The organism is Bacillus sp. C1, from assembly GCF_054570475.1.
In genome coordinates this window covers 506,140-532,709 of record NZ_JBTMZT010000002.1, presented here as the reverse complement: position 1 = coordinate 532,709, position 26,570 = coordinate 506,140, and the positions used below count along the sequence as shown (strand labels likewise).

General features: G+C 36.6%; 28 protein-coding genes. 11 read left to right on the top strand and 17 right to left on the bottom strand.

Going from position 1 to position 26,570, the window contains the following annotated elements; translation table 11 throughout:
• Positions 1 to 44: 44 nt before the first annotated feature.
• The 8 genes from rfbD to ACX5JI_RS09145 form a co-directional block, all read right to left on the bottom strand.
• Positions 45 to 899, bottom strand: coding sequence for a dTDP-4-dehydrorhamnose reductase (gene rfbD, locus ACX5JI_RS09180; RefSeq protein WP_459500769.1), 855 nt, complete (start codon positions 897 to 899; stop codon positions 45 to 47).
• A gap of 11 nt (positions 900 to 910) precedes the next feature.
• Positions 911 to 1,882 (bottom strand): dTDP-glucose 4,6-dehydratase, encoded by a 972-nt coding sequence (rfbB, locus tag ACX5JI_RS09175; protein ID WP_459500768.1) that lies wholly within the window; start codon positions 1,880 to 1,882, stop codon positions 911 to 913.
• 15 nt (positions 1,883 to 1,897) lie between these two features.
• A complete protein-coding gene (gene rfbC, locus ACX5JI_RS09170) occupies positions 1,898 to 2,443 on the bottom strand; it encodes a dTDP-4-dehydrorhamnose 3,5-epimerase (RefSeq protein ID WP_459500767.1) in 546 nt (181 codons plus the stop codon).
• Between the two features lie 8 nt (positions 2,444 to 2,451).
• Complete coding sequence (locus tag ACX5JI_RS09165; protein ID WP_459500766.1) at positions 2,452 to 3,189, bottom strand: sugar phosphate nucleotidyltransferase; 738 nt, start codon at positions 3,187 to 3,189, stop codon at positions 2,452 to 2,454.
• A 13-nt stretch (positions 3,190 to 3,202) separates the two neighbouring features.
• Positions 3,203 to 3,883, bottom strand: a complete 681-nt coding sequence (locus ACX5JI_RS09160) for a glycosyltransferase family protein (protein ID WP_459500765.1) — start codon at positions 3,881 to 3,883, stop codon at positions 3,203 to 3,205.
• Positions 3,884 to 3,913: 30 nt separating this feature from the next.
• Entirely contained in the window at positions 3,914 to 4,585 is a 672-nt protein-coding gene (locus tag ACX5JI_RS09155; RefSeq protein ID WP_459500764.1) for a glycosyltransferase family protein, read from the bottom strand.
• A 2-nt stretch (positions 4,586 to 4,587) separates the two neighbouring features.
• Positions 4,588 to 5,271, bottom strand: a complete 684-nt coding sequence (locus ACX5JI_RS09150) for a class I SAM-dependent methyltransferase (RefSeq protein ID WP_459500763.1) — start codon at positions 5,269 to 5,271, stop codon at positions 4,588 to 4,590.
• Positions 5,272 to 5,704: 433 nt separating this feature from the next.
• Positions 5,705 to 6,766 (bottom strand): glycosyltransferase, encoded by a 1,062-nt coding sequence (locus ACX5JI_RS09145; RefSeq protein WP_459501061.1) that lies wholly within the window; start codon positions 6,764 to 6,766, stop codon positions 5,705 to 5,707.
• Positions 6,767 to 6,967: 201 nt separating this feature from the next.
• On the opposite strand from ACX5JI_RS09145, the gene ACX5JI_RS09140 reads away from it, so the two are divergent.
• The 6 genes from ACX5JI_RS09140 to prpE all read left to right on the top strand — a co-directional run bounded on the left by ACX5JI_RS09140 (position 6,968) and on the right by prpE (position 12,805).
• The gene (locus tag ACX5JI_RS09140) at positions 6,968 to 7,711 is read left to right on the top strand and encodes a BclA C-terminal domain-containing protein (protein WP_459500762.1); all 744 of its coding nucleotides are present in this window, start codon (positions 6,968 to 6,970) and stop codon (positions 7,709 to 7,711) included.
• 168 nt (positions 7,712 to 7,879) lie between these two features.
• Positions 7,880 to 8,728, top strand: a complete 849-nt coding sequence (locus ACX5JI_RS09135; RefSeq protein ID WP_459500761.1) for a TylF/MycF family methyltransferase — start codon at positions 7,880 to 7,882, stop codon at positions 8,726 to 8,728.
• 46 nt (positions 8,729 to 8,774) lie between these two features.
• Positions 8,775 to 9,554: a class I SAM-dependent methyltransferase gene (locus ACX5JI_RS09130; RefSeq protein ID WP_459500760.1), complete on the top strand. Its 780-nt coding sequence runs from the start codon at positions 8,775 to 8,777 to the stop codon at positions 9,552 to 9,554.
• Entirely contained in the window at positions 9,554 to 10,510 is a 957-nt protein-coding gene (locus ACX5JI_RS09125; RefSeq protein ID WP_459501060.1) for a glycosyltransferase family 2 protein, read from the top strand. Before ACX5JI_RS09130 ends, ACX5JI_RS09125 begins: the two co-directional genes overlap by 1 nt.
• 316 nt (positions 10,511 to 10,826) lie before the next feature.
• Positions 10,827 to 11,987, top strand: a complete 1,161-nt coding sequence (locus ACX5JI_RS09120) for an FtsW/RodA/SpoVE family cell cycle protein (RefSeq protein WP_459500759.1) — start codon at positions 10,827 to 10,829, stop codon at positions 11,985 to 11,987.
• A 77-nt stretch (positions 11,988 to 12,064) separates the two neighbouring features.
• Positions 12,065 to 12,805, top strand: coding sequence for a bis(5'-nucleosyl)-tetraphosphatase PrpE (gene prpE / locus ACX5JI_RS09115; RefSeq protein WP_459500758.1), 741 nt, complete (start codon positions 12,065 to 12,067; stop codon positions 12,803 to 12,805).
• A 176-nt stretch (positions 12,806 to 12,981) separates the two neighbouring features.
• On the opposite strand, the gene ACX5JI_RS09110 is transcribed toward prpE, so the two are convergent.
• Genes ACX5JI_RS09110 through ACX5JI_RS09095 form a run of 4 tightly spaced genes read right to left on the bottom strand, consistent with a single transcriptional unit; the run spans position 12,982 to position 15,740 of the window.
• Positions 12,982 to 13,869: an RluA family pseudouridine synthase gene (locus tag ACX5JI_RS09110; protein WP_459500757.1), complete on the bottom strand. Its 888-nt coding sequence runs from the start codon at positions 13,867 to 13,869 to the stop codon at positions 12,982 to 12,984.
• A gap of 14 nt (positions 13,870 to 13,883) precedes the next feature.
• Positions 13,884 to 14,681 (bottom strand): NAD kinase, encoded by a 798-nt coding sequence (locus ACX5JI_RS09105; protein WP_459500756.1) that lies wholly within the window; start codon positions 14,679 to 14,681, stop codon positions 13,884 to 13,886.
• A gap of 18 nt (positions 14,682 to 14,699) precedes the next feature.
• On the bottom strand, positions 14,700 to 15,338 hold the full coding sequence (gene yjbM / locus ACX5JI_RS09100; protein ID WP_459500755.1) for a GTP diphosphokinase: 639 nt from the start codon (positions 15,336 to 15,338) through the stop codon (positions 14,700 to 14,702).
• Between the two features lie 30 nt (positions 15,339 to 15,368).
• A complete protein-coding gene (locus ACX5JI_RS09095) occupies positions 15,369 to 15,740 on the bottom strand; it encodes a UPF0738 family protein (protein WP_459500754.1) in 372 nt (123 codons plus the stop codon).
• 142 nt (positions 15,741 to 15,882) lie between these two features.
• On the opposite strand from ACX5JI_RS09095, the gene ACX5JI_RS09090 reads away from it, so the two are divergent.
• From ACX5JI_RS09090 to ACX5JI_RS09080, 3 genes are all read left to right on the top strand, one after another.
• Entirely contained in the window at positions 15,883 to 16,461 is a 579-nt protein-coding gene (locus tag ACX5JI_RS09090; protein WP_459500753.1) for a CYTH domain-containing protein, read from the top strand.
• 207 nt (positions 16,462 to 16,668) lie between these two features.
• Positions 16,669 to 17,067, top strand: a complete 399-nt coding sequence (locus ACX5JI_RS09085; protein ID WP_459500752.1) for a globin domain-containing protein — start codon at positions 16,669 to 16,671, stop codon at positions 17,065 to 17,067.
• The gene (locus tag ACX5JI_RS09080) at positions 17,067 to 17,960 is read left to right on the top strand and encodes a ClpXP adapter SpxH family protein (RefSeq protein ID WP_459500751.1); all 894 of its coding nucleotides are present in this window, start codon (positions 17,067 to 17,069) and stop codon (positions 17,958 to 17,960) included. Before ACX5JI_RS09085 ends, ACX5JI_RS09080 begins: the two co-directional genes overlap by 1 nt.
• 627 nt (positions 17,961 to 18,587) lie before the next feature.
• On the opposite strand, the gene pepF is transcribed toward ACX5JI_RS09080, so the two are convergent.
• From pepF to mecA, 4 genes are all read right to left on the bottom strand, one after another.
• Positions 18,588 to 20,414 carry an oligoendopeptidase F gene (gene pepF, locus ACX5JI_RS09075; RefSeq protein WP_459500750.1) on the bottom strand — a complete coding sequence of 609 codons (1,827 nt, stop codon included), beginning with the start codon at positions 20,412 to 20,414 and terminating at the stop codon, positions 18,588 to 18,590.
• Positions 20,415 to 20,462: 48 nt separating this feature from the next.
• Positions 20,463 to 21,704 carry a competence protein CoiA gene (locus tag ACX5JI_RS09070; protein WP_459500749.1) on the bottom strand — a complete coding sequence of 414 codons (1,242 nt, stop codon included), beginning with the start codon at positions 21,702 to 21,704 and terminating at the stop codon, positions 20,463 to 20,465.
• Between the two features lie 97 nt (positions 21,705 to 21,801).
• Complete coding sequence (cls, locus tag ACX5JI_RS09065; RefSeq protein WP_459500748.1) at positions 21,802 to 23,346, bottom strand: cardiolipin synthase; 1,545 nt, start codon at positions 23,344 to 23,346, stop codon at positions 21,802 to 21,804.
• 84 nt (positions 23,347 to 23,430) lie between these two features.
• Positions 23,431 to 24,108 (bottom strand): adaptor protein MecA, encoded by a 678-nt coding sequence (mecA, locus tag ACX5JI_RS09060; protein WP_459500747.1) that lies wholly within the window; start codon positions 24,106 to 24,108, stop codon positions 23,431 to 23,433.
• Positions 24,109 to 24,437: 329 nt separating this feature from the next.
• Here mecA and ACX5JI_RS09055 point away from each other — a divergent pair, with 329 nt between their 5' ends.
• On the top strand, positions 24,438 to 25,109 hold the full coding sequence (locus ACX5JI_RS09055; RefSeq protein ID WP_459500746.1) for a TerC family protein: 672 nt from the start codon (positions 24,438 to 24,440) through the stop codon (positions 25,107 to 25,109).
• A gap of 132 nt (positions 25,110 to 25,241) precedes the next feature.
• Here the strand turns inward: ACX5JI_RS09055 and spx are convergent, their stop codons facing one another.
• The gene (gene spx, locus ACX5JI_RS09050) at positions 25,242 to 25,637 is read right to left on the bottom strand and encodes a transcriptional regulator Spx (RefSeq protein ID WP_459500745.1); all 396 of its coding nucleotides are present in this window, start codon (positions 25,635 to 25,637) and stop codon (positions 25,242 to 25,244) included.
• 624 nt (positions 25,638 to 26,261) lie between these two features.
• Between spx and ACX5JI_RS09045 the strand changes: the two genes are divergently transcribed.
• A complete protein-coding gene (locus ACX5JI_RS09045; RefSeq protein ID WP_459500744.1) occupies positions 26,262 to 26,465 on the top strand; it encodes a hypothetical protein in 204 nt (67 codons plus the stop codon).
• The last annotated feature ends 105 nt before the right edge of the window (positions 26,466 to 26,570 follow it).

Sequence of the window (26,570 nt, the reverse complement as noted above, 5' to 3'; positions counted from 1 at the left end):
TAAATTTCTTTAAAGGCAAACAAAAAATCATTAGCTCACATTCGCTAATGATTTTTTGTTTCGATAAAGAAACGCTGTAATCCTTCTTTCCATGAGGGCATTTCAGAAAAACCATTTATCCGTAACATTCTATGCTGAAATATGGAATACTTTGGCCGAGGTGCTTTCGCTCCAAATTCCTTTGTAGAAACAGGGACTACTTTTATTTGCATGTTTGCATACGAAAAAATTTCTCTTGCAAATTCGTACCACGAACACGCACCACTATTTGACACATGATACGTACCATATGACGATGTTCTAATTAGTTCTTTTATGACATAAATTAAATCGGTTACATACGTTGGAGATCCTACTTGATCAACAACAACAGACACGCTCTCCTTTTCTTCTCCTAGCCGCAGCATCGTCTTCACAAAGTTATTTCCATATTTCCCGTAAAGCCATGACGTACGAATAATAAAATATTGATTATGGAATGCTGCGACAAACTGTTCTCCTGCATATTTCGATGCGCCATATACATTTACTGGTGATGGCATATGAAATTCATGATACCCATCCACCTTATCACCCGGAAATACATAATCCGTACTTATATATACAAACTTTGCACCAATGGCTTGTGAAGCAACCGCCATATTCCTCGCTCCAATTGCATTGACACAATATGCAGTCTCTTCTTCTTCCTCCGCTTGATCTACTTTTGTATAAGCCCCGCAGTGAATGATAATATGAGGACGTATTTCCTTCATAACCTGTTCTACTTGAAACACGTCCGTAATATTTAATGCTTTCTTATCAAACGGATAAATCTCATATTTATTACAATCTAGCTCTTCTGCCATTTGTCTGCCTAATTGACCATTCGCTCCCGTTATAACGATCCGCTCTTTCATCTACAGACCCCTTATCTTCCTTTTAATGGTCTCCACCACTGTTCATTGTTTTGATACCACTCTACTGTTTCTTTTAAACCTTGTTCAAACGTATACGTTGGTTGCCACCCTAGCTCTTCCTTCATTTTTTGTGCATCAATTGCATAACGGCGATCGTGTCCTAATCGATCTGTGACATACTCGATATCCTCTTCTGTTTTTCCAAGTAACCTTACAATCCCTTCCACTACATCTACATTTGTTTTCTCATTATTTCCACCAATATTGTACACTTCTCCACTTTTCCCCTTATGTAGTACAACATCAATTGCACTACAATGATCTTGAACATGAAGCCAATCTCGTACGTTCAGACCATCTCCATATAACGGAAGATTCTTACCCTCAATTGCATTGGTAATCATAAGAGGAATCAACTTTTCTGGATATTGATAAGGTCCATAATTATTCGAACAACGCGTCACAATAATTGGTAGCTGATACGTCTTGTAATAAGATAAGGCAATCATGTCTGCACTTGCTTTACTAGAAGAATAGGGACTACTCGGATCCAACGGTGTTTTCTCCGTAAATTTCCCACTCTTTCCTAAAGAACCGTACACCTCATCTGTTGACACTTGCACCAATTTAATATGAGGATATTTTTTTACTAACTCTAATAAAGTTACCGTACCGATTACATTTGTATCATAAAAAGGAAGAGGATCTTCAATACTACGATCCACATGGGATTCCGCAGCAAAATTAACAATGACTTGCACTTCATATTGCTGAATCACATTTTCTACAAGTTCCCGATCTTGAATATTTCCTTTAACAAACGAGTAGCGAACATCTTGTTCCACTAACTTTAAGTTTTCAAGATTTCCACTATATGTTAACGCATCAACATTTATAACGCGATACGTTTCATGTGTTCGTAACATATAGTGAATAAAATTACTACCAATAAAGCCTGCTCCCCCAGTTACTAATATATTCATAACCAACGCTCCCACTTAGAAACTGTCTTGATATTCCTTTAAATTTGGAAGTGATTGGTCTTTCGTTGACAAAATCGGTTCCTTTACCGGCCATAAAATTGCCAACTGCCTATCATCCCAACGCAAACCACTATCATGTACAGAGCTATAATACTCATCAACTTTATACATCACAACTGTATTTGGAACAAGCGTACAAAATCCGTGTGCAAAACCTTTTGGAACTAATAATTGCCGGTGGTTATCTGCACTTAAAATATACCCGTTCCACTGTTTAAATGTAGGTGAATCTTTACGTAAATCAACAATTACATCATAAATAGCACCTTGAATAACCTGAATGAGTTTTGTTTGCGCTTTTGGCTCTTTTTGAAAATGTAATCCACGGATCGTACCAGCTTGAGCAGAATAGGAAATATTATCTTGCACAAAAGCATGTGTAATCCCTAAGTTTTCTAATGTTTTCTTATTATAGCTCTCCGTAAAAAAACCCCGCCCGTCTCCGAACACATGTGGCTCTAATAACTTTACACCCGCATAATCATCCCGAATCACTTCCATATTTTCACCTATTCTCCATTAAACTGTTTTCCAAAATTTATAGCTGCCGCTAATGCATTCGCTCGTTGAAGAGAATCATGTGTACCAGCGTCCGTCCACCAACCATTCATTTCATTATAAGTCAGCACTTCTCTTTTTAAATACCAATTGTTTATATCCGTAATTTCAAGTTCTCCCCGCGCAGATGGCTTTAGTTGCTTTATATATGAAAATACATCTGCATCATACATATAAATTCCTGTCACAGCATAGGAGCTTTTTGGGTTAGTAGGTTTTTCTTCAATTTCAATTATTTTTCCGTTTTGAATATTCGGAACCCCAAATCGCCTTGGATCTTCCACAGCTTGAAGCAGCACTTTCGCGCCCTGTTTTTGACTCATAAATTCTTCTACATATGGCCGAAGATCATCTGAAAAAATGTTATCACCTAATATAACTACCATGCGATCATCGCCAACAAAGTCTTCACAAAGACCTAAAGCTTCAGCAATTCCTCCCGCCCTATCCTGCACGCGATACGTAAATGAAACCCCAAAGTCATGACCACTTCCTAGAAAACTAACGACATCCCCCATATGTTCTTTCCCTGTAATGACCATAATCTCTGTAATTTCACATTGCCGCAATTTATATACGGAATGATAAATCATTGGGTAACGCCCAACCGGAAGCAGATGCTTATTTGTTACTTTCGTAATTGGATATAACCTTGAACCCGTTCCACCCGCTAAAATAATTCCTTTCATTACAACCTCTCCTTTATGATGGAGATAAAGAATCCTTATACTGATTCACAAAAATTTGGCGGTACTTTTCATATGCTCCAGCATCAAATTCATCTCCATTATAATGAAGACACCACGGCCTCGTTTGATCTGAAACTCCAACTAAATAGCCCGCTTTTCGGAATTCTACTGATTGCGAGACATCATAAAAATGAAACCCATCAAATAAATCTTCGCGCCACGGAATATCATACTGCGTCGCCATGAATAGACCGTCAATCGCTTGAACAGATAGGAAAGATTTATTTTCATAGAAACCCTTCTCAAAACTAAGTAATTGGTAATTTTCTCTTCTATATTCCACAACTTGCCCGGTTAAATTTTTCCCTTCCCACCACACGCCGTTAGGAGGTAAATATTGACACCCAGCTACTCCAATTAATCCAAGTTTGTCATTAGCAGCAAACATGGAAATCAAATCCTGAAACACATTTTGATTGATAATGAACGTATCCTGATGAATATACACTTTATATTTTGCAGAATGTGAAATTGCTTGGTTATATGCACTTGTCATACTTTTCGCATTTCTAATCGGAAGTATTTGAACTTGATAGGAAGGTGGCACAATCACATTTCTAATTTGCCGCTCACATCGCTCAAATAGCGTCTCATTATTTACACAGACAACTACCAAAATTGTTTTTTCTTTCATATTTGCAATCCTTTCTCACCATTCAAAATTCTATTCAGGCATATAATGGTTCACAAAAATTTCTCTATATTTTTCATAGTTCTCCATGTTCACATCAATGTGATAATGGATACACCAAGCATCACGTTGAACAGGGACTCCCACTGTATAACCAAACTTCGCAAATTCAAAAGATTGCGACACATCATAGAAGTCAAAACCATCAAACAGATCTTCACGCCACGGAACGTCATACTGCGTCGCCATTAATAAACCGTCAATCATTTGAACAGGTATAAAACTTTTCGATTCGTGATGAGGTTTTTCTTGCGATGCCACATAAAATAAGTCATTCATATATCCAATTACTTTACCAACAACTGTTTTGCTCATATGCCATAAGCCATTAGGCGGAACATACTGCGTTCCCACCATCCCAATCATCCCTAAATGTTCATACGTTTGGAACAATTGGATGATTCCGTGTAAGAAATGAGGATTTATAATGAATACATCTTGATGTAAGTACACTTTATACTTTGCTGGATGAGAAAGGGCTTGATTGTACCCACTTGCCATACTTTTCGCATCTCTAATTTGAAGAAATTCCACCTTATAAGATTCAGGAACTGCTAAGGCTAAAATGTGCTTTACACATTTGGCATACATTTTCCTATCGTTTACACAAGTGACAAATAAGATTGTTTTATCAGGTGAACTCATCCTTACATTTTCCCAACTTCAAAGACATATTGATACACAATCGTCTCCGCCACAAAGCCACTTTTTATCCCATGCTTTTCACAAACTTCATATAAATCTTCAATAAATGGAACGTAGTTATCATGATCCACATATACACGGTCCACATTTTTAATTACAAAACCTGCTTTAAGAAACATTCGTATCATCTCATTAAACGTGAAGAACCGAATATGCGTTTTATCTAGTAATCCATGTTCTGTATAGGTCCAATTCCCTGCAAGCAAGGATGTTAATACTGAGATATGAGATATATTTGGGATACTTGCTAAGATGACACCGTCGCTTTTTAAATATGGTTTCACTTTCTCTAACACAGCCCACGGATCAAATAAATGTTCTAATACATCCCCAAAGATGATACAGTCAAATTGCTCTTCCTCATAGGGTAAATCCATCGTTTCTATATTCCCTTGAATCACATGATCCAATTTCCCCTTTGCTTTCTCTACCGCTTCTGCAAACAAATCAATCCCTGAAACACGGGCACCTTTTTCTTTAATAGCCGCTCCTAATCCCCCTCCAGAGCAGCCAATATCTAGAACTTCTTTCCACCCTTCTTTCACATGCTTTAATAAATTTGGATTCGCACCATCATAGTAAAAATTAGATTTTTCTTCATATAAAGTAGGCTCTTTTTTATTCATTCAGTTTCACTCCTTGTACATATTCAATTTGAAATACTATGATTTCGTTTTATGCTATAATTCCCCTCCGAAAAAACTTTCATTTGTGCGAAGACATCGCCTATAAACCTTCTAAAAAATGGTGATTATCTGCCTTTTTCTCAAACTCTATATTCCTACTTTGTTTCCAACATATAAATTGCTCACATGAAAACAAAAGGAGACCTGCACTCATTTTATTTTCACTTGGCATGGGATAAAAAAATCCCTGACCGCTTCTATGTCTATATACTCTCTCCCCTACAAAAGAAATGTGTTATGGCGCTTTATTTTGTATTTATATCATTGCTACTCAACATGCAATTTTCTACACTGATATAAGTATAGTTTGCTGCTCCATCTTCTATTACTTAAATCACAAATCTTTTATCCTCTTTTCTAAAAGAATCATCCACTATCCCGTATACTCTTTATCAAATACTCCTTTAAAATATTTACGATTGTATTCAACCGCAGCGTTATTTGGAACATATGAAGCTGCTAATTCATTGTAGTAATACGCTTTTTCATTGTCTCCCAATCTGCTATAACATACGCACATTTGCAAAAGGGGCACCCACGTATAACTAGCTGCGCTATGAAAGGGAGAATTCTGTGGTAACGGTACTTCTGTTGCTACTTTATACCAATATATTGCTTCATTATATTTTCCTTGTTCCATATACATATTTCCTAATCTCGTGCAATTTTCTCCTCTTGGAATATCGTACTTAAATGATTTTACACATGCTTCAATCGCTTTATCCCATTCGTTTAATTTCGCATAGCAATCTCCTAATTTACCAGAAGCATAAATATTATCTTCTACCCATCCTTTACCATCTGCTAAAAACTTCTCATATAGCGGAATCGCGTCACGATACTTTTGATGATCCGTACATTCGTTTGCATAATAAAAAATATCTCTCGGTGTTAATTCTTCCCCGCTTTCTACTGCCCTTTGAAAAATTTTTATATTTCGATCCGTCGCTTGTTTTTCCTTTCTATGTGTAATTGCCACATCACTTCTCAAAATCTCTCCATACACTTCCAAATATTCATGAACTTTACCATACCATTTGAAATTTTTTTCTCGTTTCACAAGTCGATTACGCCTTGAACTATATAATGGTTTTCCGTTCGAATCCATAACAAGATGATAAGACATAGATACAGCATCAACCTTCTCATCTAAACTCTGTTTTAACTCTTTAAGCGCCTCTTGTGCTTCTTCTGTCAAAATATCATCGGCATCCAGCCACAATATATATTTTTGTGTCGCCTTAGAAAACGCGAAATTTCTCGCTGCCGCAAAATCATCAATCCACTCAAAGTCATATATATGCGAGGTATACTCCGCCACAATTTCTTTCGTTCGATCTATAGAACCTGTATCAACGATAATAATTTCATCAACAAGCTGGTGAATGGAATCCAAACATCTTCCAATTGTCTGTTCCTCATCTCTCACAATCATACATAAACTAATTGTAAGTTTTTTTTCACTCAAAATATCACCCTCTTCCAACTCAATCATATGCTAATAAAGAGAAAAACTTTCCGAAAAATCAAATAAAGTACAAGCTTTACAATATTATTTTAAATAATTCATCTGTCCGTATCATTTTTTCTCGAGTTTGCATCTACTATATAATGAAAGCCTTATGGAGGTGAATTTATGTCAAATAAAGATCGTTCAAATGATTTGAATCCAGAGGAATTTTTATCAGCTAGCGCGTTAGACCCTAATCTCGTAGGACCAACATTACCGCCGATCCCGCCGTTTACTTTTCCAACTGCACCAACTGGGCCAACTGGACCAACTGGACCAACTGGACCAACCGGACCAACTTCAGGAACTGGCGGGACTGGGGAAACTGGACCAACTGGGCCGACTGGACCGACTGGACCGACTGGACCAACTGGACCAACTGGACCAACCGGACCAACCGGACCAACTTCAGGAACTGGTGCAACTGGCGTAACTGGACCGACTGGGCCAACTGGACCTAGTGGTTTAGGACTTCCAGCAGGACTATACGCGTTTAACTCTGGTAGTATCCTTAGCATTGGTATTAATCAGCCAGTTCCATTCAGTACAGTCGGCGCACAATTCGGTACTGCAATTACTCAATTTGATGCTGATACATTTATGCTTAACGAAACAGGATTTTATAAAGTTACCGTAATTGTATATACTGCAGCCGTAAGCTTATTAGGTTCCATTGAAATTCGGTTAGATGGGACGCCTATACCAGGAACTAGCATATCACCACTCTTGACCGCCGGGACACCTCTAGTCGTTCAAGCTATTACACCAGTTTTTTCCGTACCAGCTTTTCTTGAAGTTGTCGTGACTGGATTAGGTATATCACTTGCTTTAGGCGTCAATGCATCTATTATTATCGAAAAAGTTGCATAATTTTTGTTACAAGAAGCTGATTCTAGAAAATCGGACTATATCGATTTTCTAGAGTTAGCTCTTTTTTATTCCTTTTCCTTCAGATTCTTTCTTTGCTTGATTCAATCATGAATTTAACATCTCTCACATAACTATAAAATTGTATGACAATGTATAGGAGGAACAAATATGCAAAATGAAACAGCCGTTCACATGTATTTAGAACTATTAAAGAAAACAATCTTATTTGAAATTTGGTTAGAATACGAATCCTATTTACCAGCTTCTTTACATCTCCCAAAAGAACTTCATTACGAACCTATTACTGTTCCTGTTCCATTAATCATTAAACAATACGCTGAAGCACACCACTTAAAAATTGTAAAATCCGATGTATCTAGAGACGAGCGGGCCCTTGGAAGTGATTGGCCTCGAGCTGCACATAGCATGATTGGGCGAGCACGTATAAACCAACTTCAAGAAGCAATGGAAACTGTCGTTCGCGAAAACATACCAGGTGATTTTATTGAAACGGGCGTTTGGCGAGGCGGATCGTGTATTTTTATGAGTGGTTTCTTACAAGCAAACAATATTACTGACCGTAACATTTGGGTCGCTGATTCGTTTGAAGGTCTCCCTGCTCCAGACATAGAAAATTATCCTCAAGATTTCGGAGACTATCTCCACACGTTTGACTATTTACGCGTTTCCTTAGAACAAGTACAAGAAAACTTTAAAAAATACGATTTATTAAATGAACAAGTAAAATTTTTAAAAGGTTGGTTCAAAGATACGTTACCAACAGCACCGATTGAACAACTAGCAATCGCGCGACTAGATGGAGATATGTACGAATCAACAATGGATGGCTTAGTTAACTTATATGATAAAGTCTCTACAGGAGGGTTTATTATTATTGATGATTATGGGTTACCGATGTGTGCGGAAGCCGTGAAAGATTTTAGAAAACAACGAGGAATTGAAACACCAATAACACCGATTGATCAATTCGGTGCATACTGGCGTAAAGAAGAATGAGTACATCCCATCAACCTTATTTGAAATATAACAGGAGTGTGTTGATATGGCCGAAAATAGAAACAAGTACGACGAAGACTTACTCCCTCCTCCTGAACTGATCCATTATGTAGGAGGAAACTTCCAAGAAGTAGGCGAAGAATTCCTTCGCCATTTCATCGAAATTGGTCATTTAAAAAAGGATGATTGCGTATTAGATGTTGGATGTGGTGTTGGAAGGATGGCTGTTCCACTTGCAACATATTTAAATGAGCACGGCCGCTATTTCGGATTTGATATTTTCTCAACTGGCATCTCCTGGTGTCAAAATCATATTTCACCCAAATATAACAATTTTCATTTTCAACATGCAAATATAACCAATTCATTTTACAATCCACATGGGTCTATAGCTGCTTCGGAATATCGATTTCCATATGAAGACGAAACATTTGATTTTATTTTCTTAACTTCTGTATTTACACATTTACGCCCAGCTGAACTCGAACATTATTTCACAGAAATATTACGCGTTATGAAAAAAAATGGTCGCTGTTTTCTGACGATGTTTCTTATTAACCCAGAATCTAGTTATTACTTACATAACGGATTTAGTACACTTCTTTTTCAATATGATTTAGGTAATCATATTGTCGTAAATAAAGATATGCCAGAGTTTGCAGTTGCCTATCCAGAAAAATGGATTCGGAATTTATTTAAAAAATATGACACTAAAATTGTAGAACCCCTTCATTTCGGATCTTGGTGTGGTCGAACAAACTTCACAAGCTATCAAGATATTATACTCATTCAAAAAAGACAAACAAGTACGGAAGCTACAATATGATACAACAGAAAACACAAATTCCACTTGTATCTATTTTAATTCCGACTTTCAATCGTCCTAGTTTTTTTCAACTCGCCTTAGAAAGTGCTCTCGCACAAACATATTCAAACATAGAAATTATAATTGGTGATGATAGTACAAACGATGAAACAGAACATTTAATACGTACACAATACTTACCCCGTTATGATCATATAACTTACATTCGAAACCACCCTACATTAGGGCAGTTTCATAATGATCTAATGTTACTAGAGCGCGCAAATGGAGCCTATGTCAATTTTTTAATGGATGATGATCTTTTCCATCCAGAGAAAATAGAAAAAATGATGCATTACTTTCAACAAGATGTAAAAAATGAAATTTCTCTTGTTACCTCTTTACGTCAACGCATTGATGAAAAAGGGGCACTAATAGACGTAGAAGAAAACGATGAAGAAATTCCTGCACCACTCATTCCAATTTTTACAGAGAATATGATATTGAATGGGTTACAATTTGGAAATATGATGTTAGAAACGGGTAACAATATCATCGGCGAACCAACTACTGTATTATTTCGCAAATCATTCTTAACAGAGCCGTTCGGTGTCTTATCTGAAAGACGTTATAATTGCAGTATTGATATGGCTTCTTGGATTCATTTATTATCGAAAGGAAAAGCAGCGTATATTGCAGAATCCCTCAGCTACTTTCGTTACCATGATGGACAACAAATCCATCAAAAACTACTAGAAGGAACTGAAGATATTACACACCTCGTTATCACTTCACGCAATTATGGATTTTTACAAGACAGAAATCAATACACCCTAGGACTTCGTAATGCACTACATTGGATTTTAACTGTCCTTCGGTATTACAACCAGTATAGTCTCAATACCCAAGATTCAAAACCGAGATTACTCCATTGTCTTCGGTCTGTACAAAAAGAATTACAAATTCACTCTTCTTAAAAGTAGGGATCGAATGCTCGATCCCTATTTCTTTTTTCTAATCAAATCTTTCTATTTTCACAAGAAATCCTTTCATCAAAATCAAAACAACATATTTGCAAACAGTCCAAAATCCGCTAATATGGTAATAGCGGATTTTTTTATCCCGCTATTTGTGAGCAGTAAGGCCTCCTACCTCAAAATACATTGAAAACAACGAAATAAGGTAAGGAGCAGCCCAGTTTAGGAGGGCTAACAATCAGTTTTGGATGAAGAACTTCTACTGATTCAATTCATAAAGAGCATTCATAAAGAGCAATAGAAAGGATTACATGCAGTGAAAGATAAAAACTCTCAATATCGAATAGATTACATATTAATCCTAATTTTACTTGCAATTGCCATTGTAAGTTGTTTTGCCATCGCAAGTGCACAACCCTCTTTACCACCAGCTTTGCAAAAAGTAAACTTTGTAGCGAAGCAAATTCAATGGTACGTCATTGGAGCGATCGCAATTGTTGCGATTATGATTATTGATTTTGATCGTTATAAACAAATCGCTTGGTATTTGTATGGAGTTGCGATGATTTTACTCATTGGGCTTGAATTAAAAATCCCTGGAGCAGTAACGATTAAAGGAGCTACCGCTTGGTATAGCCTTCCGGGTATCGGTAACTTCCAGCCTTCTGAGATTATGAAATTATTTTTAATCATTGTTGTTGGCCGTATTATTGTCAACCATAATGAAAAATATCCATTTCGCTCACCGCGTGAAGATCTCATTTTACTTGGTAAAATATTCGGCGCAAGCTTACCACCATTACTTTTAATTGCGAAAGAGCCTGATTTAGGAAATACAATGGTTATTTCAGCGATGCTTGCAGCGATGATTTTAGTTTCTGGTATACGCTGGCGCTTTATTTTCGGCTTAACTGGGATTGTGGTAGCAGCAGCTTCTACATTAACGTACATTTACTTTGAACATACTGCTTTCTTTAAGGAACATATTTTAAAAGAATATCAATTAGACCGTTTCTACGGCTGGTTAGCGCCTTATGAATATGAAACGCAAGGATATCAGTTAAGACAAGCTGTTTTAGCAACCGGATCAGGTGAATTACACGGTAAAGGCTGGCAAGATGGGCAAGTATATTTCCCAGAACCGCATACCGACTTTATTTTCACAAACATTGCCGAGCAATTCGGATTTTTAGGAGCAAGTGTTGTCATTTCACTTTTCTTCCTTCTTATTTATCGCATGATTCATATCGCTTTAGAAAGTAATGATCCGTTCGGTAGCTATTTATGTGCAGGAACGATTGGAATGTTCACCTTCCAAGTATTCCAAAATATTGGGATGACGATTGGACTACTCCCAATTACAGGCATTACCCTTCCTCTTATGAGTTATGGCGGTAGTTCCTTACTAACATATATGATTGCAATTGGCTTTATACTAAACGTAAGATCACGAACGAAAACATTTATGTTCGATTAAACCATATCTACTAGATATGGTTTTTTTCTATATATACTTTAGGTATACTAAGAAAAAAATGAAATGAGGATTGTATAATGAGATACGACATTGTCGGGGATATTCACGGCTGTTTAGAAGAGTTTCAAACGTTAACAGCGCGTCTCGGTTATAACTGGGATAGTGGTCTTCCTATCCATAAAGAAAACAGACAACTTGCTTTTGTCGGAGATATTACTGATCGCGGCCCAGCATCACTCCGCATGATCGAAATTGTGTGGGAGCTTGTTATCAATAAAAAAGAAGCTTATTACGCTCCAGGAAATCATTGTAATAAGTTGTACCGTTTTTTCATCGGACGTAACGTTACAATTGCACACGGACTAGAAACAACTGTTGCTGAATATGAAGCATTATCTACTCGTGAGCAAAAAATAGTGCAAAAAAAGTTTATTGATCTATATGAACAGTCTCCTCTTTACCACATATTAGATAACGGTAACCTTATCGTCTGTCATGCTGGTATTCGCCAAGATTATATTGGAAGAACAGATAAAAAGGTGCAAACTTTCGTATTATATGGTGACATTACAGGTGAAAAACATCCGGATGGCTCTCCCGTTCGCCGTGATTGGGCGAAACATTATAAAGGGGAAGCTTGGATTGTGTACGGCCACACTCCTGTAGCAGAACCTCGTTTTGTCAATCATACGGTAAATATTGATACAGGATCGGTATTTGGAGGAAAGTTAACGGCACTTCGGTACCCTGAGATGGAAACTATTTCCGTTCCCTCTTCCATGCCATTTGTACCTGAAAAATTTCGAACCATTACATAATAAAGTGAAACTTTATTCAGTGGAGGTTTTCTTCAGCCCCACTGATTATCAGCCCTACCCAATCAAGCTTTTACGGGCAGCCCGCTCCTCACCTATCTCCCTTGCTTCTCTCTGAATCTTGAGGTAGGGGAATAGCGAGATAAAGTTAAAGCTGCCCTCATACACTGAGGACAGCTTTATTTTAATACTTCTTTCATATCTTCTGGCACATCTGCATGAAAGGTCATCTGTTTTTCTAACATTGGATGATAAAACGTTAGGCTCGTACTATGAAGCGCTTGTCGTTTTATTTGAATCGTACTCCCTCCATACAAGTCATCCCCTAATAAAGGGTGTCCCAAATATGCCATATGTACACGAATTTGATGCGTTCTTCCTGTTTCTAACTGTAGTGAAACGCGCGTCTTATTAGAAAATCTCTCCAGCACTTGAAAATGAGTAACGGCTTTTTGACCGTTTTCACATACCGTTCTTTCAATAATACTATCGCTCTTTCTTCCAATTGGCGCATCAATCGTTCCTAATTCTTCTAGCAATTCTCCATGAACAATTGCTTCGTATGTTCGTTTTACTTGCTTTTGCTGATGTTGTTTTGATAAAAGATGGTGAATGAAACGATTTTTTGCAATAAGCATAAGTCCCGACGTATCACGGTCGAGCCTTGTTACAACATGTACAGTACTCGCAAGATTCTGCCGATCGTAATGATAAAGAAGCGCATTTGCAACACTTCCATCTGGATGTTCTCTTGACGGAATGGTTGACATATATGGTTCTTTGTTTATCACTAGTACAGACTCATCTTCGTATACGACGTGCAAAGGAATATGTTCTGCGAGCATTCCTTCACTTCTCTCTTCGTGTGGAAAGAATACTTGTAGTTCTTCTCCAGCTTGTAATACGTGCCGTACCGTCGCATACTTACCGTCAACTTCAATTGTTCCACCTTGAAACTTTATATCTGTTAAAGCAGCTTTAGAAATCCCTTTCGCTTTTAGAAACTCTCGGATGAGTGTTCCCTGCTCCGCTTCTGTCATACACCACTTTAATGTAAATCTTCTCAAATGCATAATCCTCTCTATTCACCCGCCACAAACGAATCACGAACTCGTTTCCAAAATGGGAACGGACGAAAACGCACAAATCTCACCTTCTCGTTTGCAACGCGGTATTGGATTGACTTTACATCTTGATGAACCATTGTTAAATGATCCACTGTAATTTGTAAATTCATTCCTGCCGCTGGCTTTAACACACATGTATGATGCTTCGGTAAAACAAGCGGTGAACCAACTGTACGGAACACACGATTATTAATCGAAGCCATTTCTGCAATTTGAATCGCTTCAATAGAAGGGTGAATAATTGCTCCACCTAGCGCCTTATTGTAAGCTGTACTTCCAGAAGGAGTAGAAATACAAAGACCATCGCCTCGAAACGTTTCAAAATATTCTCCGCGAATTTCTACCTCTGTTACTAATGTTCCTTCTGCTCGTTTTACTGTCGCTTCATTCATTGCTAAATACTGCGATTCTTTACTTCCATTCACATAGCGAATAATAACTTCTAAAAGTGGATATTCCACCACTTGAAACGGTGTTTTCGCAATTGCGATAACAAGTTTTTCGACCTCTGTCGGTAACCAATCTGCATAAAACCCTAAATGTCCCGTATGTACACCAACAAATGCAGTATGCTCTAATCGATTATGGTAGCGATGAAACGCGTGTAAGAGCGTCCCATCTCCCCCAACAGAAATCACAATCTCTGGATTCGTTTCATCCATTGTAAAACCAAAATCCTGCAAGTAATCAGTCATTGTACTTGCAAGTGCGTTTGATGATTGATCTCCCTTTGACATAATTGCAAAATTCATCGCCCAACACCCTTTAGTTTATGATTCGGATTCTTTCGCTTCTTGTTTACGCGAAAAAATCTTTTGTGCTTCTTGAATTTCAAGGCGAATCGAAGACATTTCTTCATCTAATAAAAATGCTGCCTCTGCTGCACGTTGAAGACGCACTTTAATATCCTCTGGAAAACGCCCACTATATTTATAATTTAAAGAATGCTCAATTGTTGCCCAAAAATTCATTGCTAACGTTCGTATTTGAATTTCAACTAATACTTTCTTCTCTCCGCGGATCGTTTGAACCGGATAACTAATCACAACATGATACGAACGATAACCGCTTTCTTTCTTTTGCGTTACATAATCGCGTTCTTCCACAATTTCAAAGTCATTCCGTTTTCGCAAATATTCTACAACAGGCTTAATCTCATCAACAAATTGACACATCATACGAAGACCCGCGATGTCTTGCATATCTTCTGCGAGCCTATCAAGCGGTACATTTCGCTTCTCTGCCTTATCAATAATACTTGCAACCGACTTTACTCTGCCAGTTACAAATTCGATCGGAGAGTGCTCTGTTAACATTGTAAACTGAGAACGCATTCCTTTTAATTTCACTTTTAGCTCTGCCACCGCTTGGTCGTATGGCGCTAAAAATTCTTCCCAATTACGATTCATTTCAACCACCACCAAAGTCAATCCATTTACTTATAGAAATACTTTTTCTACAGCAGTTACAAGTTCTTCTCCATAATTTGCATTTCCTTCAATATTTTCAATTAAATATTCTACTTCTTCTTTCAATTGCTCTAGCTCAATTTCAGTATCGTTCACACGAACAAACATTGCTTTCTCTTGTTTCATAGCATCTTGCATTGCTGTCCAGCATGTATGTGGAATACTCACATATATAAAAGCCGATTCGTTTTCTAAAATATATAAAAATGATAAATGATCTGAGTCTACAAGTACGTGATTACGTGCTGTTAACTCCGCCACTTGTACTTCAGTATTTTCTGCACAAAAAATAAGAGCATTTTCTCTTTCTTCTACGCTCTTAACTTGAATTTTATTTTGCATGCTCTAACTCCTCCATATCAACTTCCTGTCTTACTTCACACTATTATTGTATCATAACATAGACGCAAACAAATAAAACATTGAACCAAATTTGTGAAAAAGCGATAATGTCTAAAAAATTACTTAAAAAGGAGCATAACCAATGACGCAAGAAATTGAAATTGAATTTAAAAATATAGTTACACAAGGAGAATTTCAAACATTATGTGATGCATTTTCTATCCACTCATTTACAAAACAAGTGAATCATTATTTTGAAACACCTACATTTTCTTTAAAAGAAGCCAGCTCTGCTCTTCGTATTCGCCATAAAGACGGAGCTTACACATTAACTTTAAAACAACCAGCTACAGTTGGGTTACTAGAAACCCATCAATCTGTAACAGAACAAGAAGCAATGCAAATGATGGAAACAAATCAGCTCATTACAGGCCCTGTGCTAGATCAATTACATACACTCGAAATTCCTGTTTCTACTTTAACTTATATGGGAAGCTTAACAACAGAGCGAGCGGAAACTCCATTCAAAGGTGGCACACTTGTATTTGATCATAGTTTTTATTACAATCACGATGATTATGAACTTGAATATGAAGTACAAGATGAACAAATAGGAAAAGCTGAGTTCCTCCGTTTATTAAACACATATCATATACCAGTTCGTCATACAAAAAATAAAGTGCAACGCTTTTTCCTTGCAAAACAGAACAAAGAGAGCTAAAGTGAAATTTCCATTAGTAGAAGTTTTTCTTACTGATGAGAAGCCATCACCAACCGGGCTTACAAACAGATTTCACTTCCTCTAAAAAAGGAATCTTTTATGAACAAAAAATGAGCAAAGGATTGTACAAAAGCTGTTTAGTTGCTCTTCGTTACAATCCATTGCTACAATATATATACATTTGATGGAAAAAGGAGTTTATACAGGATGAACAAGCAACCGATGACACCATTTGAAGCAATTGGCGGTGAACAAGTCATTGCAACATTAGTCGATACGTTTTATTCCTATGTCAGTAAACACCCTGACTTATCTCCCATCTTCCCAGACGATTTGACAGAAACAGCCAGGAAACAGAAGCAATTTCTAACCCAATATTTAGGTGGACCAAACTTGTATACAGAAGAACACGGTCACCCTATGCTAAGAGCACGCCATCTCCCTTTTGAGATTACACCAAAGCGAGCAAAAGCCTGGTTAGCATGTATGGAACAAGCGCTGGAAGATACAGGAGTACACGGGCAAATTCGTGAATTTGTTTTTGAACGTTTGACATTAACTGCTCAGCATATGGTCAACACTCCAAACGAAACAGGTGAAGCGTGATGGATAAACAGGAAGCAAAGCATATGCGCATTCCTTCGCTTTCCAAGTGCGAACATAAGTCTGTAGAAGTGTATTTGTTTATTGATCCACTTTGCAAAGATTGCTGGGAAATCGAACCGGTTATCATTAAATTATGGCTCGAATACGGAAAATATTTTTCGATTCGTCACATATTAACAGGCAAAGCGGAAGGAGGCATCGCCTCCCCGCACAAATGGAATAAACCTGCTAATATTCGATTTGTGTGGGAAAAAACAACGAGTTTGCATGGCTTTTCATGCGATGGAAAAGTACATATGCAACCCGCCTCATCTACACCATATTTAGTTTCTATTGCAATTAAAGCAGCTGAGTTACAAGGCCGAAAAGCAGGCTCTAAATTTTTGCGAAAACTCCAAGAATACATTTTTCTTGAGAATGTCTCAAAACCAGATTTAGAGTTACTACTTACATGTGCAGAGCAAAGCGGCATTGATATGGAGGAATTCAAAAAAGATTTGCATTCTATTAGTGCAAAAAAAGCATTTCAATGTGATTTAAAATTCACAAATGAAATGCACATTACCGAAATCCCTTCCCTCGTATTCTTTCATGCGAATTCAGATGAAGAAGGTATTAAGATTGCAGGAATTTATTCGTATGAAGTATACGTACAGCTTTTAAAAGAAATTGTAAAATGTGATATTGCTCCTGCCCCATTACCGCCACTAGAAGCATTACTAGAAATGGTACAGTTTATATCATCTAAAGAAATTGCTTTTATCTATAACTGCTCCGAGCAAGAAATAGAACGAGAGCTAAAAAAATTGTTATTAAAAAGAAAAGTACGAACGATGGAAGTAAAGTGTGAGCGTTATTGGAAATGGATTGTAACAGAAAAAGACCTGGTGTAAACACCAGGTCTTTTTCTTTACGGCTTATAAAAATATTAAAGGGGATGGGAGAAATTTTCACGTTCAAACAAAGGGGTATATGTTTGTATGTGAATTCGTTCACGTCTATTATATTACAAGATTCGACGTCAGATGACAAGCCTTTTTGTCGAATTTCACACTTTTGTCACATTCTAAACGTTTTCATTACTGAATAAGCTTTAAAAAGAAGCTTTTTAGGAGGGATTTTATGAAAAAAACGCATATCTTCTTTCTACTTTTTTGTATTTGCATTTCATTTTCCTTATACATTCTATCACTATTACAAGCATTTCCAAAAATGATTGCGTTGCCGCTTTTGTTTGCAATCATTGTCATTAGCCTCTCTTATTTCAATCATAGAAGGCGATTTAAGGGTTTTTAAACAAAAGAATGAAACAACTGAAACTCTTTCAAAAACCGTAATTAAGACGCGTTTCATAAATAAAGTTTAACCTATCCTTTGACCGGTTTTTCTAGGACTTAACGAAACAAGGGAACTCCATAAACAGGGGTTCCCTTACTTTTTACTGAAATCGACAATATTATTTAACATAGCTAAAAAGAAAGAAGGCGAGAATTTCCACTCTCGCCCGCCTTCTTCCACTATTATTTACCTTCAAATAATAGCGCTTCTAATTCGTTTAACTTTTCTTCGAATACTTGTAATGCTTCTTTAACAGGTTCTGGTGACGCCATGTCTACCCCTGCTTTTTTCAGCACTTCAATTGGATAATCAGAGCTTCCGGCTTTTAAGAATTCGTTAATATAACGCTCTACAGCTGGTTGTCCTTCTTCTAAGATCTGTTTGGATAAGGCTGTTGCTGCACTAAATCCTGTTGCGTATTGATATACATAATAGTTGTAATAGAAGTGTGGAATACGAGACCACTCTAAACCAATTTCTTTATCGATGACTAAAGCATCACCAAAGTATTTTTTATTTAAATCATAGTAAATTTCTGTTAACATATCTGGCGTTACTGCATGACCTTCTTGTACTTTTGTATGAATGATATGTTCAAATTCCGCAAACATCGTTTGACGGAATACAGTCCCGCGGAATCCTTCTAAATAATGGTTTAATAAATATAAACGTTCTTTCTTATCTTCTGTTGTTTTTAATAAGTAGTCATTTAAAATCGCTTCGTTACAAGTCGATGCGACTTCCGCAACAAAGATAGAATAATCACCATATACATGTGGTTGTGTTTTCCTTGTATAGTAGCTATGCACAGAATGACCAAACTCATGTGCAAGGGTAAATAAATTATTTACATTATCATGCCAGTTCATTAAAATATACGGATTTGTTCCATATGCACCAGATGAATAAGCTCCGCTTCGTTTTCCTTTATTTTCATACACATCGACCCAGCGATTTTCATATGCTTCTTTTAAAATCCCCACATACTCATCACCAAGAACGTTCAATGATTTAAGCAAAATGTCTTGCGCTTCTTCATATTTCACATTCATTTTCACTTCAGGTACAAGCGGTGTATATAAGTCATACATATGCAGTTCATCAAGTCCTAATGCACGCTTACGAATGTCAATATAACGGTGCAGTAAATGTAAGTTATCATTTACTGTCTCAACAAGTTGATCGTACACTGTTTCTGGAATGTTATTATTGCTTAACGCAGCTTGGCGTGCCGAATCATATTTACGAACACGTGCATTGAAATTATTTCGTTTTACTGCTCCACTAAGTGTGCTGGCAAATGTATTTTTATATTTCCCATATGTTTCAAACACAGCTTGGAATGCATCATGACGAACACGACGATCATCACTTTCTAAAAATTGAATGTAACGACCATGTGTTACTTCTACTTCTTCACCATCTTCATCTTTAATAGATGGAAACTTCAAGTCCGCATTATTCAACATACCAAATGTACTGCTGGATGCACTCATAACTTCAGCAGCTTCCGCTAACAATGCTTCTTCCGCTTCTGATAATACATGAGGACGCTGACGTGTAATTTCTTCTAGCGCATGTTCATATATACTTAATTCTTTATTTTCTTGTAAGAATGATTGTAATTTCTCTTCTGAAATTGTTAAAATTTCAGGAACGATATATGCCATACCGCTGGATGCTTGAGAATATAAATTTGTTGCTCGATCGTTCAGCGCCTGATAAGCAGAATTTGTTGTATCTTGATCGTAACGCATATGCGCATATGTATATAATTTTCCTAATCGCATAGAAACTTCATCTTCATATTGCAGAGCCTCTAATAATGAATCAGCAGAATCGCCAAGTTTCCCTTTAAATTCAGCTAACTTTGGTAGCAACTCTTTTACTGCTTGAAATTCTTTTTCCCACTGCTCATCCGTTTGAAATATATCTTCCAAACGCCATGTGTTCTTTTCTTCAATCTCACTGCGATCTGGCAATGTTTTGGCTGTATTTTGATTAGACATCAATAAAAACCTCCTTCAAATCTCTACTTAGGTACAATTCTATTCTTCTTATGTAATTCCTTCCATGTACTCTTTTATTATATCCGCTTTTCCTTTTCCCATGTTGTACTTTGTTTCAAACAACGTTAGCGCATGTGACAAACAAATCGCATCATATTCTTTTATTTCTCCTTCCGTTTTCAGCATCATAAATTGCCTTATTTTCCGGTACTTATGTACATCCATCTTTTCAATCATGCCCACTTTACATAAAAACGTTACATATTCTAAGATTGCCCGCTGCCATACGTTTTGCGAGAAATAAGGTAACGTACGCCGCTGAATATTACGCCTGTTATTTACATAGGAAAACACAGCATGTAATGAAAAATATTCTCCCGTTTTAAATTTGCCAATGAAGTCTATACAAAGAAGAGCTTGCCATATAAAAGTATGCGTTTGAAGTGCAAATGCAGAGGGAAGAGGAACACCAATTTCAGATGGAAAACAAGAAGGTGTAAGACGCTGTTGATATAAGAGGTGTAACAGTGATTTGTGACTATAATTCCAGACCGGAAGGACATTCGCTCGAAAGTAAGTCTTTTTATTTTGCCATTCCCGCTCCAATCGTTCTTTCGTAATGGGCGCTTGGCAAAAAAGCTCTTCAAAAGTAATACTGCGCAGTGGGTAATGAATCATATATGAAAAATAAACATTTGTAGAAAACGGCGTAAGAAGTTCGCATTTCGTAAATGATTTTTCGTTTGGACAAAAAAAGAAAAGCGACGGCTGAGGATAAGATTGTATGCAGAAAAGGTGAAACGAGGATAATGAAAGCCAATAAGCAGAGTGCCTTTTCATTTGATTTCCGCCCAATATCCAAATGATTTGTATCCCTTCTTCCCAATAGGAAGAAGTTCGCTTGAATAACTGTTCAGTAGATAAAGAAGCACATTGATATTCAATTGCTATTTGTCTCCCTTTCGTTTCAATAAAAAGATCGGGTCTTTGGCGAATCTCGGGAAGAAAATGTTCGACTTTCACCTGAAATCCTTGTGCCCTAAACCATCTATATAGTTGCTCCTTCCCGCGCATATGATAAGCGGATTCCGGTTCAGATGAAACGAGGCACTGCTCTACTTTTTTATGAGCGAAATGCCATCTCTTTTGTTTCCCTAACTTGAGCTGGACTTCCCTCCTACAACCTGGGCAAAAAAAGCGTTCTTTCTTTCGCATTGCAAGCAGTTCTTGTTCTTCTCTATTTTCAAGAAGGTGAACTTCTCCTCCATTCTCTCTCCTTGCAACAAACATAAAACCACATCCTTTCTATATGGTGTTGTATTCTACAATGTATTACAAATTCCTTTCTCACCAAAAAGAGGATATCCTTGTAAGAATATCCTCTCCCTCATAATAAAGGTGATAATAACCGATATGTCGATTCCACAATGCGCTTATGAAGACGGCGCTTATGAAAGTGATCCACATGAATTTCACTTGATACCTCTAGATCCTCTTCAAAATCCTTAACAAGCTTTCGGATACTGTCTGTATCATATAAAAAGGCGTTCACTTCAAAATTCAAATGGAAACTTCTCATATCCATATTTGCCGTCCCAATCGATGCCAAATCAGAATCCACAATGACAATCTTACTGTGTAAGAAACCTTTTTCATATTCATATATCTTTGCTCCTGCGTCTAATAATTCCGGAAAATAAGACCTTGATGCATAAAATACCGTTCGTTTATCTGGTTTACTCGGCATCAATAAACGTACATCAATGCCAGCAAGAGCGGCCACTTTTAATGCTGATAAAATATCATCATCTGGAATAAAATAAGGCGTAGCAATCCAAATAGACTTCCTTGCCGAAGCAATCATCGTAAAATAAAGATGCTTAATGGTCTCCCATTTATTATCCGGCCCACCTGCAACAAGTTGTACACCGCCCCAGTGCTCTCCATCTACCGCTTTTGCCTGTAAATATTCAGGTGCTAATACCGCTTCACCCGTCATATAAAACCAATCTTGCAGGAAAATAAGTTGCAAACTTTGAACCGCCTCACCGCGTAAATATAAATGAGTATCTCTCCAAAATCCAAAATATTTATTTTTCCCTAAGTATTCATCACCAATATTTAATCCACCTACAAAACCTTCATTTCCATCAATCACCACGATTTTCCGGTGATTTCGATAATTAATTTTATCGTTCAAAATCGGAAACCGGACCGGAAAGAAAGGAATCATCTCTACCCCCGCATTGTTTAGTTCATCAATATAAGCGTTTGACAGTTTAAAACTTCCAACCGCATCATATAGAAAACGGACAGTAACCCCTTCTTGCACCTTCTGAATTAAAATTTCTTTAATTTGTGTACCTAACTTATCGTCACGTACAATATAATATTCCATATGAATATGATGCTTTGCTTTTTGTAATCCCGTTACAATTGCTTGAAACGTTTCATCCCCATTCGTTAACACTTTTGTTTCTGTCTGAAATGAAATATTTAAGGCTCCAAGCCTGTCAGCTAAACGAAATAATAACTCTTGATGTTTATGTTTTTGCAAAATACGCTCTTTATAATCTTCATGACCTTTGTACTGTAAAAAAGCTTGTTCATCTAAAAGAGCTTTCTTTTGAAACATTCGTTTTCTGCGAAAATTTTGTCCAAATAATAAATAGGCAAAAAAACCAAACACTGGAAAAATGCCTAGTACAATTAGCCATGTCAGTGTTTTAGAAGGATGCCTATTTTCTAAGAAAATAACACACCCAATTAAAAATGCCGAAATCGTAAACAAAATACTTATAATTCCTATAAATGAAATGTTTTTCATGCCCATAACATCCGAATAAAATGCTACATCAATAAACATACGTAACGAAACGAACACAACAAACAAACCTAGAAAAAAGAAAAATAACTTTAGCGTATTTTTCATGTCTTCCCCCCCTTACTTACGAAGTATTTCTTTTCTTATCATACCCAACATATAAAAAGCCGATTTCATAATATTGAAATCGGCCTACGTTTTAGAAGGAAAATGACTGCGAATCGTCTCAAGTGCATGTTCTTTAACAACTTGTTTACCATACTCGCTTACACGGTGAACTGTTAAAGTCGATTCTTCCCCGTATTCTAAAATAATACTTAAAATACGATCAATTTCTTCTTCATCGTGTAGCACTTCATCGAATTCAACATATACATAATAGCGGTCTTCAAACGAATACAATTCATCTTTTATATCTTCAAATATAAGTCGATGACTTAAAGCGATGACATCTTCAAAATCATTAAATTTAATTAAAAATCCTAATGTTCCATCTTCGTTAAAGTTCGTTACCACTTCTATCTCTTCCTCTAATTCTTGTTGAAACAACGATTCAATCCGCTCATCTAAAGAGATATCAATTACCTTATCTAGACCTATTGGCAATTCTAACTTTTGTCCATCTTTTGAAAGCTGTGCTTTCGTTACAAGTACTTCAATGCCTTTATCAAGCGCCTGCACTTGAATCCAAAGTGGTCCATCAATAAAGAAATCATCGTAATCACGAGCTTCATCCATCATTTCCCAAAACAATTGTTCGCTTCGTTCACGATTGTACCAAATCTCTTCACGGTTAAACCCTCTATCCTCTATATCAATGTACGTAATAAAAAATTTCATCGTATGATCATTAATTCTTTCAATATCCAAAATACAACTCTCCCTTCCTATTTGGCATTGTTATGAAGGGATTCCCCACTCATATGACAAATCAATAAATTCTTGTACTTTCATTTTATGATAAGATTCTCCAGAATGGAAATAAAATTGTTTGATTTTATAAAAACAGTTATTCACCTAGATTATTCTGCGTCACTAGCTCCTTATCTCTTCCATCTATATACGATTACTCGAAAAATTGGACATACAATTACACTTCACACCGTACAATTGTATTAGAGTTGGTCAAGCTTTTTCATTTCATACATAGATCCAAACCTGTACGCTTTATTAAAACAGAATAAATTGGAGGCAAAATAATGGAGTTAGACTTTTTGACATCTATACTAATGATTGTCGGTATCGATGTTGTATTAGGCGGTGATAATGCAATTGTAATCGCGCTTGCAAGCCGCAACTTACCCGAATCAAAACGGAATAAAGCCATTTTTATTGGTACAGGTCTAGCAATTGTGCTGCGAATTCTCCTTACAATACTTGCTGTCTACTTACTCGACATTCCTTTCTTACAGCTTATCGGCGGCATCTTACTGACACTTATTGCCGTAAATTTACTTACCGATAATAGTAGTGATATTTCTTCTATACAAGGAAAAACGACAACATTTCAAGCGATTCGTACAATTGTATTTGCAGATCTCGTTATGGGATTTGACAATGTCCTTGCAATTGCTGGAGCAGCTCATGGGAACTTAGCACTCGTAATTATCGGATTGTTAATTTCCATTCCCATTATTATTTGGGGAAGCAAGCTCGTCTTACTATTTATGGAGCGGTTTCCTTTTCTCATTTATTGCGGAGGGGCAGTTCTTGCTTACACAGCCGGAAGAATGATTACTCATGAAACAAAACTTGTGAATTTTTTTCAAAATAACCCTTCATTTACAGCAAGTGTACCCTTCCTGTTTATTTTCACAGTATTAACTATTGGATTTATTGTTCAACATTTAAAATTAGCAAATGCGAAGTGAAAAGCTTCTTTTATTTTCAAAGTCGTGATTTGCATGATGAAAAATGACGTACAATCATACAAATAAATAATATATGTATGCGAAAACCTTCTACTGTACGGTAGAAGGTTTTCATATACATAACTTTTATTATTAATTTACAAGACGTTGTGCTTCACGTAACTGAAATGTTCTCACTGTACGTGGTAAGAAACGACGAATTTCATCTTCGTTATAACCTACTTGAAGACGTTTTTCATCAATCATAATAGGGCGACGTAAAATCCCTGGATAATTACGAATCATCTTATATAAATCTTGAAGTGGTAAAGACTCTAAATTAACATTTAACTCTTGGAAAACTTTCGAACGAGTTGAAATAATCTCATCCGTTCCGCTTTCTGTCATGCGTAAAATTTCTTTAATTTCCTCAATCGTTAATGGATCTGAGAAAATATTACGTTCTGTATAAGGAATATGGTTTTCCTCTAACCATAATTTCGCTTTTCTACAAGACGTACAACTTGGAGAACTATATAGTGTTACCATACAAGACTCACTCTCCTTAAAGAGTACAAATTCTGTACTAATTACAGTTTAAATTTCTATTTTCCAGCAATTCTTCACTATAACTTGTCTTACAACAAAATAAAAAATTGCTTTTCATGTAAACAACAACAACTGCTAAACAAGCAATTTTTATGAAACAACAATTACTTTAAATAAGTAACTTCTATAATCATTATACAATAGATTAAGAAAGAAATATACAGTAAATTTCCTTTCTAATGGAAAAAACGTGTACCTTTAACGATCACTTAAACCACGTACAACCATCATAAATTTCGCATGACACAAATCCTTTTATTCCATTCGTGTAGCGTTCCTTCTTAATGGATTTATAGAAATCTCCCCCTCTCCTATCCCGCAATCAACCACATGCTGAAAATAGCATTTTCTTACCTTTCATAAATAAAACAATGGCACAATGTAAGACATATCCATAGCTAGAACGCTCCCTCGATACAGAACACTTGTTCTCTTATTCTATCAAGTCTCCTCGTTATTGTCTAGCCTGTTTCAAAGCAAACTATTTATTTTCTAACTTTTCTTTCTTTTTATATTTTTTTCTCATACAATAAAGTTACAGACAGGCAAAAGGAGGAAGTCCATATGGGTGCTTTTTTTATTGATTTTGCTATTGTTGCTGTCCTCGTCATCGGAATTACAGCACTAATTGGCGTCATTACAAATGGTATTGGCGAAAAGCTATTTGGCGGGAAAGAAAAAATGAAATTTGTTGATAAAAGTACAGAGCTACAATCAGGCTGGAAACAAGTTGGAGGAAAAGGGATTTATAAAAAACGTACGTACTAAAAAGAAACATGGTAATCTGACGAGATCGTTTCGTATAAAGTGGTGAATGAAATTTTATCGACGATTTTTCAAATATATCGACCATTTCTCATCATATATCAGCGA